Raw genomic sequence first — 15,677 nt, 5'->3', positions numbered from 1 at the left:
TTCGCGACGCTCGAAGCCGTCTGCATGATGCGAGCTGCCGTATCGTTGCAGTTGCAACGTCTCGCGTCGCGAGTCAGCCGCCTGAATCGAGCTTGCATCGCGCTTGCACCGTCTGCATCGCCGTTTGAGCCACGCTTTGCATCGCGGTCAGTGCCGCTCTTGCATCGCTGTTTGCACCGATGTTTGCACCGCTGTTGGCACGATTACGCGCGCACCCGCTACGCTCAAACCAGACACACAAAGACGCACCGCCCGCCCCTCGCGGCAGCGTCACGACATTTGGAGACCCTGCATGTCCACCTCGCCCCTCTCCCGCGCGCAGTCCGGCGCGGGCCGCCAGAACAGCGCTTCGCGCGTGATCTTCGCGAGCTTCATCGGCACCGCGATCGAGTTCTACGACTTCTATGTGTACGCGACGGCCGCAGCGCTCGTCATCGGCCCCGTGTTCTTCCCGCACGGCTCGGCGACGGCTCAGGCGCTGTCGGCGTTCGTCACGTTCGGCATCGCGTTCATCGCGCGGCCGATCGGCTCGTTTCTGTTCGGGCACTTCGGAGATCGCATCGGCCGCAAATCGACGCTCGTCGCCTCGCTGCTCGTGATGGGCCTGTCGACGACGCTGATCGGCTTCGTGCCCGGCTACGATTCGATCGGCAGCCTCGCGCCCGTCCTGCTGTGCGTCCTGCGCTTCGGCCAGGGTATCGGCCTCGGCGGCGAATGGGGCGGCGCGGCGCTGCTCGCCACCGAGAACGCGCCCGCGGGCAAGCGTGGCTGGTTCGGCATGTTCCCGCAGCTCGGGCCGTCGATCGGTTTTCTCGCGTCGAACGGCCTGTTCTTCGGTCTTGCGCTGTCGCTGTCGGACGAGCAGTTTCGCAGCTGGGGCTGGCGCGTACCGTTCATCGTCAGCGCGGTGCTGGTCGCGCTCGGCCTGTACGTGCGCCTGAAGATCGCCGAAACGCCCGCATTCCAGGCCGCGATCGAACGTCACGAACGCGTGCGCGTCCCGGTCGCGACGCTGCTCGGCCGTCATCTTGGGCCGGTGCTGCTCGGCGCGTTCGCGATGATCGTCTGCTACACGCTGTTCTATATCTCGACGGTGTTCTCGCTGTCGTACGGCGTGTCGGCGCTGCACATCTCGCGTCAGAGCTTCCTCGGCATGCTGTGCGTCGCCGTCGTGTTCATGGCGCTCGCGACGCCGCTCTCCGCATGGGCAAGCGACCGCTTCGGCCGCAAGCCGGTGCTGATCGTCGGCTGCATCGCCGCGATCCTGTCGGGCTTCGCGATGGCGCCATTGCTCGGCAGCGGCTCGATGCCGCTCGTGCAGCTGTTCCTCGTCATCGAGCTGTTCCTGATGGGCGTAACGTTCGCGCCGATGGGCGCGCTGCTGCCTGAACTGTTCCCCACCAACGTCCGTTATACGGGCGCAGGCGTCGCCTACAACCTCGGCGGGATTCTGGGCGCGTCGGTTGCGCCGTACATCGCGCAGATGCTCGCCGCGAAGGGCGGCCTGTCGTGGGTCGGCCTGTATGTGTCGGCTGCCGCCGTGCTGAGTCTGCTCGGCGTGCTGTGCATGCGCGAGACGCGCGATGCAAGGTTGATGTAACCCTTCGCGCCGCCGTCTATTCCGACGACGCAAATGGCCCCGGCGCAAGCGACTTGCGCCGGGGCCGTTCTGTTTGAAGCTTCAAACGATCTCGAAGGCGAAAGCCGCCGCTCGATACGGAAACCCCGCGCGGAAAACCCGACTCCGGGCCAATGCGGACGGGGAAACCCCCGTTCTCGCCGACCTTTTTGGCATGCCTATACTCGAATCGACAACAAGGCGGTTTGAGAGGGCATCGATGGACTTACATCTTCACAACGCGGACGTCGTCGTGATCATCGCACTGGCGCTGCTGGGCTCGCTGCTGCTCGCGTTGCGCTTCAAGCCGGCGACGTGGAAAGGCATTGTCGTCGAAGCGGTTGCGGCGAACGCGGCGGCCATCGCCGCCGTCATCGCCTTCGAAATGCTGATGGCCTGAGCGGCAGCCATCAGCGTCCGTTACCCGATCAACGGTAGTAATAGTCGTGATGATGGTGATAGCCGCCGCCCTCCGGCACCACGATACAGCCACTAAGCGATGCAGCCAGCAGCGCGCCCGTCACCAGAGCCAACATCAAGCGTTTCACGTTTTTCTCCCTTTGAGTCAATGTCGTTATTCGAGCAAACCCCGAATGACCTCGATTGAACACGAACCCGTCAGCGACGAGCGTTGCAATTTGTAAGCGTCCACTGGGGTTGTGTTACACGGGAGAAAGCGCTTCTCGACGCGCCGTGCCGTCGTCCGGCCGGCAATCCGTGCGTCGCGACCTGACCCAATCTGCATGAAGACCGCCCGGAAAGGCTCGGCAGGCACGCCAACGCGCAATCGATGCGGCGGCCGCGCCACTGGCCCAGGCGAATTGTTCCGAAGGCGGCGCAGACACCGAATCAAAAGCGACAGTTTTAACAGCCGTGTAATGAGGGAAAACGGTGGCGAGCGCGATGAACGCGAAATAAGCGGACGGCGGCAGCAGACGAACGGCCGCGAAACCGGCATAAAACCGGCCCCTAAGGCCGCCGGAAAAATCACTAAAACGGTTGAACTTGTCCGTACCCGCGTTGTCTTTACGGATGTTGTACCGGTTTGTTCTGCAGGTTTCCTCTCGGTCCGCGCTTCCGGCGCGGGCTTTTCAGAGGCGTTTCGCGACGGCGTCCGAAATTGGGCGAACTGCGCGTGCGCCTCTTTTCTTTTTTGGCGGACCAGCCTGATCGATGCGAACAGGCCTCAGGCCGCAGCTACCGACTTTCCGTGTCCATCCAACGCCAGCGGGTCCGTGTGCACGTGATCGATGGCTGCAAGCGCCTCGGCGATGGGCGGCACCGAGTTGCCATCCCCTATCGATACCGACTGGAACGGCACGTTGTTGCCGAAGATTTCGCGCGATGTCGCGATGAAGATCATCACGGTGCGCTTCTGGAGCGCGTGCGCGAGATGGACGAAGCCGGTGTCGACACCGATCACGAACTCCGACGCCGCGATCACCTGCGCGATTTCGGTGACGCTCAACCGCGGCAGCAGTTCCGCGCCTTCCACCTGATTGACGATGGCGAGGCCTTCATCCCGCTCGGCAGTCGATCCCCACGGCACGGCGACGTAATAGCCGCGCCGCACGAGATCGCGCGCGATCGCGATCCAGTGGTCGGCCGGCCACTTCTTGTCGTCCTTCGATGCAGCGTGGAACAGCATCGCGAGCGGCCGGCCGCCCGTGTCGACGAGCGGCTTTGCGGGCACGGGAATATGCAAGTTGTGGTCGGCGGGGCCTTCGAGCGGGTAGCCGAGCGCCGTGCTCACCGTCTCGCGCATGGCGTTCCAGGCGTTCCTGTCCCGCGGCGGCGCGAAGCGGCCGGTGTAGGCGAACGCGGCGCCGCGCTCGCCCAGGTCTTTCGACCGGTAGCCGAGCCGCCGCCGCGAACGCGACAGGAACGAGATGATCGCGCTCTTGTAGACGCCGTGGATATCGAGGGCGAAGTCGTAGCGGTACGCGCGCAATTCGCTGATGGACTGCGCGATGGCCTTGAAGTCTCCCCAGCGGCGCGCCTTCTTGAAACGGCGCAGCGGTGCGCAGAGGACGCGGTCGATGCCGGGGTTCCAGCGGGCGATTTCCGCAAAGGACTCGTCGACGGCCCAGTCCACCTCGACGCCCGGAAACGCGCGCTTGAGGTCCGATACGATGGGTTGCGCCTGTATCACGTCGCCCATGGAGGTGACTTTGACGATGAGAATTCGCTTCATTGATTGCCCATTGAGCCTGCGCGGTCGCAATCGACAATTTTAGCCCAGATCAAAAGATTTGCCGGAAAAGTGCGCAGAGGGAAATATTGCTAGAGCCGCTCTGCCGTTACCCGGAGTTACGGGCCTTGACAGACGACAGGCGTTCGCCGCCCGGCATCCGCGACGCATCGTGCCAGCTCGCCGCCATCGCGGTCTTTTTGCATCCGTATCGAGCCCCCTCTCGCTTCCATATCGCGCCCTTTCGCGGCGCCGGCGCTACTCGCGCCGTTATAATCTGCGCTTTGCCCTTCGCCCGACTCCCATGTCACGGACACCCATGCTGTCCTCGAGCATCGGCCGGCGCGTACGGCGTCTCTGGCGCCAGTACGGCATCTTCTGGCTGGGCGCGATCGCCGTCGGCCTGACGGCCGTCTTTTATGCGCGGCTGATCGATCTGGGCTACAACGCTTTTCTCGGTTTGCAGAAGCAGCATTGGTGGCTGCCGCTGGCGTTGACGCCCGCGCTCGGGGCCGCGTCCGTGTGGCTCACGCGACGCTTCTTTCGTGGCGCGGAAGGCAGCGGCATCCCGCAGGTCATCGCGACGCTGCACACGAACCCGGGCACATCCGGCGCGCGGCTGCTGACGTTCCCCATTCTGCTCGGCAAGATCGCTGTTTCGTTTCTGGCGATTCTCGGCGGCTTCACGATCGGACGCGAAGGGCCGACCGTGCAGGTCGGCGCGGCGCTGATGTTCAACCTGCGCCGGCTGTACCCGCGCTCGAACGCGCAGATCGAACGGCAACTCGTGCTGGCGGGCGCGGCGGCGGGTCTGTCGGCGGCGTTCAACACGCCGCTCGCCGGAATCGTCTTCGCCATCGAGGAGCTCACGCGCAGCTTCGAGGCGCGCGCGAGCGGCGTGCTGATCACGGCGATCATCATCGCGGGTATCGTCGCGCTCGGCCTGAACGGCAACTACACGTACTTCGGCACGATCGATATCGGCGCGCACTTCCCCGATCTGTTCGCGGTGGCCGTCGTCATCACGGGCATCGTCACGGGCATTGCAGGCGGCGTGTTCGGCTGGCTGCTGCTCAACACCGCGCGCTGGATTCCCGCACCGCTGCGGCACTTGCACGCCGAGCGGCCGGTCGCGTTCGCCGCGCTGTGCGGCGTCGTGATTGCGCTGGTCGGGCTGATCTCGGGCGGCACGACGTTCGGCAGCGGCTATGCGGAAGCACGCGGGCTGCTATACGGCAGCGAGCATCTGTCGGTGTTCTATCCGCTGCTGAAGCTGGTGTCGGTGGTCGGCTCGTATCTGCCGGGCATTCCGGGCGGCATCTTTGCGCCGTCGCTGTCGATCGGCGCGGGCTTCGGCAACGTGCTGCACATGCTGTTCAGCGACATGCAGTTGCCGATGCTGATTGCGCTTGCAATGGTCGGCTATCTCGCGGCTGTGACGCAGTCGCCGATCACGTCGTTCGTGATCGTGATGGAGATGATCAATGGGCATGCACTCGTGATTTCGCTGATGGCGACTGCGCTGATTTCGAGCCGCGTCGCGAGGCTGTTTGCACCGCCTTTGTACGAAGCGCTTTCGCTGCGCTATATGGCGCCGCTGCCGGCGCCCACCGCTTCGCCTGAACTGCCCGAGGAGCGTTCCGAATCCGAAGCGCGCGGTGAGCGCGATAGTTAGCAACCGACAGCAACCGCGCGCAACGGCAACAGGCTAGCGAAAAAATCGGGCGCGGTCCCACGCGGGACACGCGCCCGACCTCCCACAACGTCAATACACGACGACGCCCACCGGGTGATAGTAGACAGGACGTGCCGGTACGACGACGCAACCGGCCAACGTGACCGCCAGCACGGCGATCGCGAGCAAGGTCCTTTTTCTCATGTGATGACTCCCTTGATGGTTGCGTAAGCGCGCTCTCGGGCGCGTTCAGGCAACGGACATCGACGTACCGCACGCGATGAAATCAACGTGCGGCATCGGCATCCGCTGGACGTTCGTTTAGCCGTTCAGGCCCAATGGCCTTCGACCCAGCGCCAGTTCGGACCATGTGCGACCCAGTGGCCAGGCATCCAGTGATACCCGACACGCTGGACCTGCCAGCGACCCGGCACCCACGCGTAACGGCCGTGCTCCCAACGCCAGTGACCCTTGTCCCATGCGTAGCCCGCGCGCGGTGCGGGCACGGCTTCGAAGCGCTCGACGGGCGGCGCGCCCGGCGCAACGACAACCACTTCGGCAGTCGATGCGGACGCGACGGCGGACAAGCCGGACATCACGAGCACAGCGGATGCGGCAAGCAGACGAATCGATCGGTTCATGTTTTCACCTCATGTGTCAGCGCCGGATGATGGCGTTGTCCGTTCAATGCGCGAGGTGACGAAGGGGCTGACAGAAGCCGTGTTACGGCATGCCCTCAAGTGCAACGGTTTATTTCCGGGAAGCCCGGGAAGACACGCAGAAAGAAGCGCAGAAGAAAGCGCGCGATGAAAATGCCTGATGGAAATGCACGACTACGACGCACGCCGGCGACGCACGACGACGGCACGAAACGCAAACACGAAAATGCGCGCCACCGTACGACGATGGCGCGCATCACGCGATAGACGAAGCTGAAGCGACAGTCCGATCAGGCCTGCGGAATCTCGATCTTGACCTCGAGCACTTCGAGATCGTCGTGGCGTTCGAGATTGACGCGGATATCGTCGTCCGAGATCTTCACGTACTTCGAAATCACGGCGACGAGTTCACGTTGCAACGCGGGCAGATAATCGGCGGGCGCACGGCCACCGACGCGCTCATGCGCGATGATCAGCTGCAGGCGTTCCTTCGCTACCGACGCGGATTTCTTCTTCTCGCCCAGCAAAAACGAAAGAATCGACATCAGGTGCGCCCCCCTTTACTTGGTGCCGAAGAGGCGCTGCAGCAGGCCCGGCTTCTGGTAATCGACAAAGCGAAGCGACTTCTGCTCGCCGAGGAAACGCGACACGATGTCCTTATAGGCTTCCGCGACATCCGTGCCATCCATGTGCACGGCAGGCAGGCCCTGGTTCGACGCGTGCAACACGGCTTCCGATTCCGGAATCACGCCGATCAATTCGATGCGCAGGATTTCCTGAATGTCGCTGAGCGACAGCATCTCGCCTTCGCTGACGCGCTTCGGGTTGTAGCGCGTGATCAGCAGATGCTCCTTGATCGGCTCCTTGCCGTCGATCGCGCGCTTCGTCTTCGACGACAGGATGCCAAGGATACGGTCCGAGTCGCGCACCGACGACACTTCCGGGTTCGTCACGATCAGCGCTTCGTCGGCGAAGTGCATCGCGAGCAGCGCGCCCGATTCGATACCCGCCGGCGAATCGCAGACGATATATTCGAAGTCCATCTTGATCAGGTCGTTGATGACCTTCTCGACGCCTTCCATCGTCAGCGCATCCTTATCGCGCGTCTGCGACGCGGGCAGGATGTACAGGTTCTCGCACTTCTTGTCCTTGATCAGCGCCTGGTTCAGATTCGCTTCGCCCTGGATCACGTTGATCAGGTCGTACACCACTCGACGCTCGCAGCCCATGATGAGATCGAGATTGCGCAGGCCGACGTCGAAATCGATCACCGCCGTTTTCGAGCCGCGCAGTGCGAGACCCGAGGCGAAACTCGCGCTGGTCGTCGTCTTGCCTACGCCACCCTTGCCCGAAGTCACCACAATGATTTTTGCCATTACCCTTTACCTTGTGTTCGTCAATTCGTCTATTGAGTCCGGCGGTAGTTCCATCGCGCGACACACGCACCGCATGCGCGGCCCACGCATCAGGTGAGCCGCAGCGGTTCGATCATCAGTTTTTCGTCTTCGAGCCAGATCTGCACCGGCTTGCCGTACACGTCGGCGGGCAGCGGGGTTTCGGTCGTCCGGTAAATGCCCGCGATCGAGATCAGTTCCGGTTCGAGACACGTGCAGAAAATGCGTGCGTCGTGATTGCCGTGCACGCCCGCGAGCGCGCGGCCGCGCAACGGCGCATAAATATGGATATTGCCTTCCGCGATCACTTCGGCGCCATTGCTCACCATGCCGAGCACGACGAGATCGCCCTTCGCGTAGATGCGCTGGCCCGAGCGCAGCGGCTTGTCGACCACCATCGTCTGCGACGAGATACGCACGGGTTCGGCAGCGGCTGACGGCGCCTGCTCCGGCTCGCGCGGCGGGCCTTCGGCCACGGGCGCCGCGCTTTTTTCCGCCGCGCTCTTTTCCGCCACGCTCTTGCCCGCTTCATTGCCTGCTTCGTCGCCGATGCCTTTGCTCGCGCGCGGATCGCGCGCGTCGAGTAGCGGCAGCCCCGCTTCGTTCGCCCACGCCTGCCGCGCGCTGTCGGCGACGACACCGATCGGCCGCATGCGCACGCTGTCGAGCAGCTTCGCGATGTCGGCGAGCGGCACGCGTTCATTCTCGGCGAGACGGCGCACGTCGATCGCAACGGTATCGTTGGCGAAGAATTCGGGCGTCGCCTCGAAGCGCCGGGTCAGTTCGGCACGCATCTCATCGAGTTTGGTCGTCTTGACGACAAACAGCAGCGTGTCGACCGCGCCACTGCGCAGTTCAAAAAATGGCGATTTCCTGGGCGACATAGCGTTCGGCAAAAAATTTTGCGTATTTTACAGGCGTCCAGGCGACCGGTGAGCTTTTTTGCCAATAAGTCTTCACGCGACAGCCAAATGCCGCGTGCGCGCCAGATCGGCGCGGGACAGATCGGCAAAAAGCGTGAAGAACGAGCGGCGAAGATGGGTGATGAAGCCGGCCGGAGCGCGCTGGACAGGCGCCCGCGAAGCCGTCGTGCACGAAGCGGCTAGCCTGGCGCGTCGATATCGCCGGCCGATGTCGTGTGTTGCGGCACATGCCGCACGAGCAATGTCTGAAACTGGTCCGGCGCGCGCGGAATGCGTTCGCGCTCGCCCGTCGGGCCGAAGCCGAGCCGCTCGTAGAAGCGCATCGCGTTGCGGTTCTCGTCGGCGATCCACGCGTAGATCTCCGTCGCGCCGCCTGCCGCGAGCCAGTCGCTCGCCGTGTTGACGAGCAGCTCGCCACCGCGCAGATGCCGCACGGCGGGCGCCACCCAAAGCTCGCTCACGAACGCGCGGTGCGGCGCAGCGCCTTCGAAGCAGGCACCGATCAGGCCGGCGGGATGGCCTTCCGTGTAGAGGATGAACGACGTCGACGTAGTGGAAGCAGCATGCCGCGCGGCCGTCTGTTCGAACGTGGACGCATCGGCCAACATCGCTTCTTCCAGTGTCTCGTCGAATGCGTAAGGCGCTTCGCGCAGCGATGCGGTACGAAGCTCTCGGAAGACAGCACCCTGATCGGCTGCGATGCGGCGAACGGTCAGTGAAGGACTCATGCGGTCGAAATCCCTTGAAATCCCTTATGTCATCCGGGTGAAACTAGGGCGTAGCTTCAACCGAACGGGCGCGCGAGTCAAATCTTTAATTCGGCGCAGTGCGGGCGGGCGCGCATGGGTTGACATGCCGACAACAAAGCCGGCGTGCCGGTGCGCCCGTTTTTGTGCATCGCGTCGAGCGCGATGCACGCCGGCCGTCCGCTCAGGGCTTTCCTCGCGCAACGACGCAAAATGCGGGACGCGAACCACGAGATGCGAGCCGGGCGGCACAGCGCCATGCGCGTCAGGGCGTCTCGTAGCGCCCCGTGCCGTCGGGCCACGGCGTGAGCAGTTCGTAGCCGTCGTCGGTGACGGCGACCATATGCTCCCATTGCGCGGACAGCGAGCGGTCTTTGGTGACGACTGTCCAGCCGTCGCGCATCACCGTCGTGCCGGCGCGGCCCGCGTTCACCATCGGCTCGATCGTGAACACCATGCCCGGCTTCAGGCGCACGCCCTGCCCCGGCTGGCCGTAGTGCAGCACCTGCGGGTCCTCGTGATACACCTTGCCGATGCCGTGTCCGCAGTAGTCGCGCACGATCGAGAAGCCCTCGCGCTGCGCGACCTTCTGGATCGCATGGCCGACGTCGCCGAGCGTCGCGCCCGGCTTCACCTGGCGGATGCCCGCGAGCATCGCTTCATAAGTCGTGTCGATTAGCTGCTTCGCGACCGCGCTCGGCTCGCCGACCGTGTACATGCGGCTCGTGTCGCCGAAGTAGCCGTCCTTGATGACGGCCACGTCGATGTTGATGATGTCGCCGTCCTTGAGAAGCTCGCTGCGATCGGGAATGCCGTGGCACACGACGGAGTTGACCGACGTGCAGACCGTCTTCGGAAAGCCCATATAGCCGACGTTCGCGGCAATCGCCTTCTGCGTGTTGACGATGTAGTCGTGGCAGATGGCGTCGAGTTCACCCGTCGAGATGCCGGGTTTCACGTGTTCGCCGATCATCGCGAGCACGTCGGCGGCGAGCCGCCCGGAAATGCGCAAACGCGCGAGGTCTTCGGAAGTCTTGTAGGTGATGGCCATGTCGGAAAAACGTTGGCGGCACGCAGCGCGCGGCGCGCGCAGGCTGTGCGATCAGGCGATCGTGCTGGCGCGCCGTCTTGCGTTGCCGGCGCTGGACGCGGCCCGCATTGCGGCCCTGCGTCCGGTTGTCGATCAGTCCATTGTACAGAGTCTGCCCGCGAGGCCGGCCCGCACTATGCGCCAGGCCATACGCCAAACCACGCGCCAAACCATACGCCAGGCCATGCACCAGGCCATGCACCGGTCACGCGAACGCTCACCCCGGCGGCGAACGCCGGATCGCCTCCGCGATATCGCGGCTCACCGACGCGAGCGCCCGGCTGTGCGCCGCCACGAGCGCCGCCTCGTCCGTGCCCTGCACCTGCTCGTGTACCGTAGAGCGGCCCGTCAGCAGCGCCGTGTGGCCGGCCAGGCGCACGGTCCACAGCGCATCGATCGCGACGGCCTCGCCCGGCATCGAATCGAACTGCACGATATCGACGCGCACGCGGCACGCCTCCGTGCCCGCCACCGTCTGCGACGACACCGACACACGCTGTGAGCCGAGCAGCCGCGACAGATCGGCGGCGATCACATCGGCGACGCCGCTTTTGAGCGGCTCGCCCCAGCGCGCGAATTCGTTGAGCTTCACCTCGTTGCCCGACACGCGCGTCACGAGCTGCGGCCGGTCGACGAGTTCCGGCACTGTCACGGGACCGACCACCACCGACATGGACAGCGGCGCGCCCGTGCTTTCGAGCGTCGCGTCGGAGCTCAACGTATAGAAGTTCGAACGCGGCGAACCGCACGCGCCCAGCACCGCCGCTGCCGCGACGCAGAGGCACGCGCCGCGCGAGAGCATCGATCGCTTCACTTTGCGTCCCCCGGTTTGCCGCGCAGCAGCGCTTCGGGATGCTGCTGCAGATAATCGGACAGCGCGCGGAACGATGCCGCCGTGCGCGCGAGCTCGCGGATCGCATCGCTCGTGTCCTGCTGCAGCGCCGAGTCGGGCTGGAGCGCGCTGTTCGCCGTATTGAGCGTGGTCTGCGCGGCCGACAGCGCGCTCTTCGCCTGCGGCACGACCTGCGTGTTGAGGCTTTGCAGCAGCGCGCTGGCATTGGCGAACGTCTGCTGCGTGTTCTTGCCGATCTGCTCGAGCGGCAGCTTGTCGATGCGCGCGACGATCCGGTTGACCGAGTCCTGCAGCGATTGCAGGCCGCTCGGCTCGGTCGGCAGTTCGGGCGGCGTGCGGCTCCAGTCGATCTTTGCCTGCGACGCGTGCTGGAAGAAATCGAACGAGATGTACAGCTGGCCCGTCAGCAGGCTTCCCGTCCTGAGTTGTGCGCGGAAGCCCCGCGACACGAGGAAGTCCGCCACGGCCTTCGGATCTTTCATGACGCGTCCCTCGGACGGCTCCGGGTAACGCGACGTGAAACGCTCCGGATAGAACTTGATCTCGACAGGAATGCTGATCTCCTTCGTCACGGGGTCGAAGCGCGTGTAGATGGCCGATACTTCGCCGATCACGATGCCCCTGAAGTCGACGGGCGCGCCCACCGTCAGGCCGCGCACCGACTGCTTGAAGTTGAGCACGTACGTATCGACGATGCGGTCCTGCACCTTCAATGCTTCCGTGCGCGTCGGGAACAGCGTGAACGACGTGCGCACCTGCGCTTCGGGCTCCGTGAGCGACGACGAAGGCGTTTCGAATGCGAGCCCGCCGATCAGGATCGACACCAGCGATTGCGTGTTGATCTTCACGCCTTCCGTGCCCAGCGCGACGTCGATGCCGCCCGCCTCCCAGAAGCGCGAATCGCTCTTCACGTAGCGGTCGTAGGGCGCGTTGACGAAGATATGCAACGTCACGCCGCCGCCGTTCTTGTCGAGTTCGAACGACGTGACCTGGCCGACGCGCAGGCGCCGGAAATAGACGGGCGAACCGACGTCGAGCGAAGCAAGATTCTCCGCGTGCAACACGAACTCGCGGCCCGGCACGTCGCTCGCGAACACGGGTGGCGTTTCGAGCCCGACGTAGTCGCGCCGCTCCTGCTTCGCATGGCCGATGTCCATGCCGATGAACGCCCCCGACAGCAGCGTGCTGATGCCCGACACGTTGCCGCCCGCGATGCGCGGGCGCTCGACCCAGAAGCGCGTATCGTCGACCAGCATGTCGGTTGCGTCGCGCGTCAGTTCGGCCGTGGCGATCACGTTCTTGTAGTCCCGCGAAAGCGCGACCTTCTTCACGACGCCGATATCGACGTCCTTGAACTTGATCTTCGTCTTGCCCGCTTCGAGCCCTTCACCCGTCTTGAACTGGATCGTGATGGTCGGACCTTGCGACAGCACGGCCTGCACGGCAAGCCAGATGCCGATCAGCACCGCGACGACGGGCACGAGCCAGATCCACTGGATGCGCCATCGCTTGCGCGGCACCGCGACAGCGTCGGGCAGATCGGGCGGCCTGCTCATTGTGTTTCCCTCGTATCCCAGATGAGCCGCGGATCGAACGACATCGCGGCGAACATGGTCAGCACCACGACTGCGCCGAACGCGATCGCAGCGGGACCGGCTCGCACCGTGGCGAGCGCGTCGAATTGCACGAGCGCCGTGAGCACGGCGATCACGTAGATGTCGAGCATCGACCAGCGCCCGACCAGCTCGACGATGCGATAGATGCGCGCGCGCTGATCGGGCTGCCACGTCGAGCGGAAGTTGGCCAACAGGGCAAGAAAGCTGATCGCGAGAATCTTCAGCATCGGCACGGCGATGCTCGCTATGAAAACCAGCACGGCAAGCGGCCACGAACCCGACGTCCACAGATAGACGACGCCGCTCATGATCGTGTCCTTCTGCGCGCCGAACAGCGAGCTCGTATCCATCACGGGCAGCACGTTCGCGGGGATGTACAGGATCACCGCCGCGATCAGATACGCCCACGTTCGCGCGAGACTATCGGGCTTGCGCAAATGCAGACGCGCGCCGCAGCGCGGGCAATGCCCCGGATGCGCGTGCAGACGCACGGGCGCATGCACGTTCGCGTAGTCGCGCGCGTCGCGGGCTTCCGTGGGCGCGGCGCGCGTGAGCAGGCCGCAGTCGTGGCATACGCACAGGCCGCAGGCCGCTGCCGTCGCGGCGGGAAACGGCGTGTCGCTGTCGAACGCGGGACCGGCGTCCGGCATCCCTTCGAGACGCGTCCACAGATCGCGCGCGTCGAACGCGGACGCTGCGGCCGCGAGCATCAGCATCAGCGCGCCGAACGACCACAACGCCGGGCCCGTCACCACCGACGCGATATGCGCGAGCTTCACGAGCGCGACGAGCAGGCCGAGGATCAGCACCTCCGTCATGCCCCACTCCTGCGCGATGCGCAGCGTGCGAAACACGGCGTCCGCGCGATACGGCGTGCGACCGAACCGCAGCGGCAACATGAGCCACACGAGACCCAGCGCCTGGCAGGCGGGCATCAGGATCGTCGTGATGAAGATCAGCGCCGACAGCGGCCACATGCCGTCCTGGTACAGAACGCGTACGGCGCCGAACATCGTCGTTTCGACGAGATCGCCGTTCACCGCAAGCCCGACGATCGGGAAGGAGTTCGAGATGATCCATAACACGCAAGCCGCGAGCGCATACGCGAGCGTGCGATCGAGACTGTTCGCATGACGCCGATAGAGCGTCGCGTGGCATCGGCAGCAACGCATCACGCCTTCGGGCGGCACGTCGCTTTCGCGCTGGAGCAGATCGCATTCGTGGCACGCGATCACGGGCATCGTCCGCGCCGCATGCCCGAGATAGCCGGAAGACATTGCGTCGCTCATTTGACGTCCTGCGGCGATGCATCGGCGGAACGGGCGGCGTCGCTCGCATGCGCCGGCTGTGCCGCCGCCGCTTGTGTCGCTTGTGTCACTTGTGTCGCTTGTATCGCTTGTATCACTTGTGTCACTTGCCCCGCTTGTGCCGCTTGTGCCGCCTGCTTCGTGAGCCCTTCCGCATCGACGACCCAGCCGCCGCCCATCGCCTTGTACAGATTCACATACGACACCAGCACGCCCGCCTGCGTCTGCGTCTGGCTCAGCTGCGCATTGAAGAGACTGCGCTCGGCATCGAGCACTTCGATATAGCTCGTATAGCCGCCCTCGTAGCGCAGCCGCGCAAGGTGCGCGTAACTGGCGAGCGCATCGACCTGACGCCCCTGCACGTCGAACTGCTCGCGCAGCTTCTGCGACGAGATCAGCGCGTCGTCGACTTCCTGGAACGCGACCTGGATCGCCTTGCGGTACGAATACAGCGCCTGCTGCTGCACCGCTTCGGCCTGCTTCACCTGGCCCGTGATCGCGCCGCCCGTGAAGATCGGCTGCGTGACGGAGCCTGCGAACGACCACACGCGCGTCGGCCCCGTAAAGAGCTTCGAGAACTGGCCGCTTTGCGTGCCGAACAGGCCCGTCAGCGAAATCTGCGGGAAGTACAGCGCCTTGGCCGCGCCGATCTGCGCGTTCGCCGCGATCAGGTCCTGCTCGGCCTGGCGCAGATCGGGCCGCCGTTCGAGCAGATCCGACGGCAGCCCCGCGGGCACTGCGGGCGCCACGAGTTCGGCGAGCATGCGCCCGCGCAGGATGTCGCCCGGATTGCGCCCGAGCAGCACCGACAGCGCGTCTTCCTGCTGCGCGATCTGCGCCTCGATCTGCGGAATTCGCGAGCGCGAGTCTTCGTATTCGGACTGGCTCTGCGCGAGTTCCATCTGCGAAACCTCGCCGCCCTTGAAGCGCAACTCGAACACGTGCACGGAATCGGCGCGGCTTTCGGTGGTCGCCTTCGCGATCTCCAGCTGCCGGTCGAGGCTGCGCAGGTTGATATACGACGACGCCACCGATGACACCAGCGTCAGGATCGTGCCGCGTTTCGCTTCCTCGCTCGAAAGCAGGCTCGCGCGCGCGGACTCCGTGAGGCGCCGGTTATGGCCGAACAGATCGATCTCCCACGACGCCGACAGCGCCGCCGTGTACGTGTTGAACACCGGGTTGTTCACGTTCGCGAGCAGCGGCGAGCCCGTCGGCAGACGCTGGCGCTCGGCGTCGAAGCTCGCGCCGATCTGCGGCAGCAGCGCCGCGCGCGTCGTGACGAACTGGCCGAGGAACTGGTCGACGCGCGCGGCGGCGACCTTCACGTCGTTGTTGTTCGCGAGCGCCGCCGTGATCAGGTCGTTCAGCACGGGATCGTCGAACTGCTTCCACCATTCGGTGTTCGCCACATCCGACGCGTAGTTGTCGGGGAAGCGATACGTCGCGGGCACGTCGAGTTGCGGACGCGAGTAGTTCGGTCCGAGCAGGCAGCCGCTCAGCGCGAAGGTGCACACCACGCACGCGAGCGCGCTGGCGACGGGCACAGGCGAAGCGCGGCGCAAGCGGCGCACGCGGAGCACAGGCAGAGGAACGCGGCGCATG

The 15,677-nt window shown here is 64.8% G+C and carries 14 protein-coding genes; 3 read left to right on the top strand and 11 right to left on the bottom strand.

What is annotated here, in order from left to right:
• The first annotated feature begins 292 nt into the window (after positions 1 to 292).
• Positions 293 to 1,600 (top strand): MFS transporter, encoded by a 1,308-nt coding sequence (locus GCT13_RS19480; RefSeq protein ID WP_152760659.1) that lies wholly within the window; start codon positions 293 to 295, stop codon positions 1,598 to 1,600.
• A gap of 238 nt (positions 1,601 to 1,838) precedes the next feature.
• Complete coding sequence (locus tag GCT13_RS19475; RefSeq protein WP_152760657.1) at positions 1,839 to 2,018, top strand: hypothetical protein; 180 nt, start codon at positions 1,839 to 1,841, stop codon at positions 2,016 to 2,018.
• 786 nt (positions 2,019 to 2,804) lie between these two features.
• Here the strand turns inward: GCT13_RS19475 and waaC are convergent.
• A complete protein-coding gene (gene waaC, locus GCT13_RS19470; protein WP_152760655.1) occupies positions 2,805 to 3,812 on the bottom strand; it encodes a lipopolysaccharide heptosyltransferase I in 1,008 nt (335 codons plus the stop codon).
• A gap of 301 nt (positions 3,813 to 4,113) precedes the next feature.
• Here waaC and GCT13_RS19465 point away from each other — a divergent pair, with 301 nt between their 5' ends.
• Complete coding sequence (locus tag GCT13_RS19465) at positions 4,114 to 5,484, top strand: chloride channel protein (RefSeq protein ID WP_152760653.1); 1,371 nt, start codon at positions 4,114 to 4,116, stop codon at positions 5,482 to 5,484.
• Positions 5,485 to 5,813: 329 nt separating this feature from the next.
• Here the strand turns inward: GCT13_RS19465 and GCT13_RS19460 are convergent, their stop codons facing one another.
• From GCT13_RS19460 to GCT13_RS19415, 10 genes are all read right to left on the bottom strand, one after another.
• On the bottom strand, positions 5,814 to 6,125 hold the full coding sequence (locus GCT13_RS19460) for a YXWGXW repeat-containing protein (RefSeq protein WP_152760651.1): 312 nt from the start codon (positions 6,123 to 6,125) through the stop codon (positions 5,814 to 5,816).
• Positions 6,126 to 6,433: 308 nt separating this feature from the next.
• On the bottom strand, positions 6,434 to 6,688 hold the full coding sequence (gene minE / locus GCT13_RS19455; protein WP_090867786.1) for a cell division topological specificity factor MinE: 255 nt from the start codon (positions 6,686 to 6,688) through the stop codon (positions 6,434 to 6,436).
• Between the two features lie 15 nt (positions 6,689 to 6,703).
• Positions 6,704 to 7,519: a septum site-determining protein MinD gene (minD, locus tag GCT13_RS19450; protein WP_152760649.1), complete on the bottom strand. Its 816-nt coding sequence runs from the start codon at positions 7,517 to 7,519 to the stop codon at positions 6,704 to 6,706.
• Between the two features lie 89 nt (positions 7,520 to 7,608).
• Positions 7,609 to 8,421 (bottom strand): septum site-determining protein MinC, encoded by an 813-nt coding sequence (gene minC, locus GCT13_RS19445; RefSeq protein WP_152760647.1) that lies wholly within the window; start codon positions 8,419 to 8,421, stop codon positions 7,609 to 7,611.
• 218 nt (positions 8,422 to 8,639) lie between these two features.
• The gene (locus tag GCT13_RS19440) at positions 8,640 to 9,188 is read right to left on the bottom strand and encodes a GNAT family N-acetyltransferase (protein WP_152760645.1); all 549 of its coding nucleotides are present in this window, start codon (positions 9,186 to 9,188) and stop codon (positions 8,640 to 8,642) included.
• A 283-nt stretch (positions 9,189 to 9,471) separates the two neighbouring features.
• Positions 9,472 to 10,257, bottom strand: a complete 786-nt coding sequence (gene map, locus GCT13_RS19435; protein ID WP_152760643.1) for a type I methionyl aminopeptidase — start codon at positions 10,255 to 10,257, stop codon at positions 9,472 to 9,474.
• A gap of 256 nt (positions 10,258 to 10,513) precedes the next feature.
• On the bottom strand, positions 10,514 to 11,110 hold the full coding sequence (locus GCT13_RS19430) for a PqiC family protein (protein ID WP_321574474.1): 597 nt from the start codon (positions 11,108 to 11,110) through the stop codon (positions 10,514 to 10,516).
• Positions 11,107 to 12,705: a PqiB family protein gene (locus GCT13_RS19425; protein ID WP_152760641.1), complete on the bottom strand. Its 1,599-nt coding sequence runs from the start codon at positions 12,703 to 12,705 to the stop codon at positions 11,107 to 11,109. Before GCT13_RS19425 ends, GCT13_RS19430 begins: the two co-directional genes overlap by 4 nt.
• Positions 12,702 to 14,054, bottom strand: a complete 1,353-nt coding sequence (locus GCT13_RS19420) for a paraquat-inducible protein A (RefSeq protein ID WP_152760639.1) — start codon at positions 14,052 to 14,054, stop codon at positions 12,702 to 12,704. Before GCT13_RS19420 ends, GCT13_RS19425 begins: the two co-directional genes overlap by 4 nt.
• Positions 14,051 to 15,676: an efflux transporter outer membrane subunit gene (locus GCT13_RS19415; protein WP_152760637.1), complete on the bottom strand. Its 1,626-nt coding sequence runs from the start codon at positions 15,674 to 15,676 to the stop codon at positions 14,051 to 14,053. The genes GCT13_RS19420 and GCT13_RS19415 overlap by 4 nt, the downstream gene beginning before the upstream one ends.
• Position 15,677: the final 1 nt, after the last annotated feature.

This window comes from Paraburkholderia franconis (assembly GCF_009362735.1).
Classification (GTDB): domain Bacteria; phylum Pseudomonadota; class Gammaproteobacteria; order Burkholderiales; family Burkholderiaceae; genus Paraburkholderia; species Paraburkholderia franconis.
Note: the sequence above shows the minus strand (reverse complement) of the source record. Positions and strands in the feature narration are given on the sequence as shown.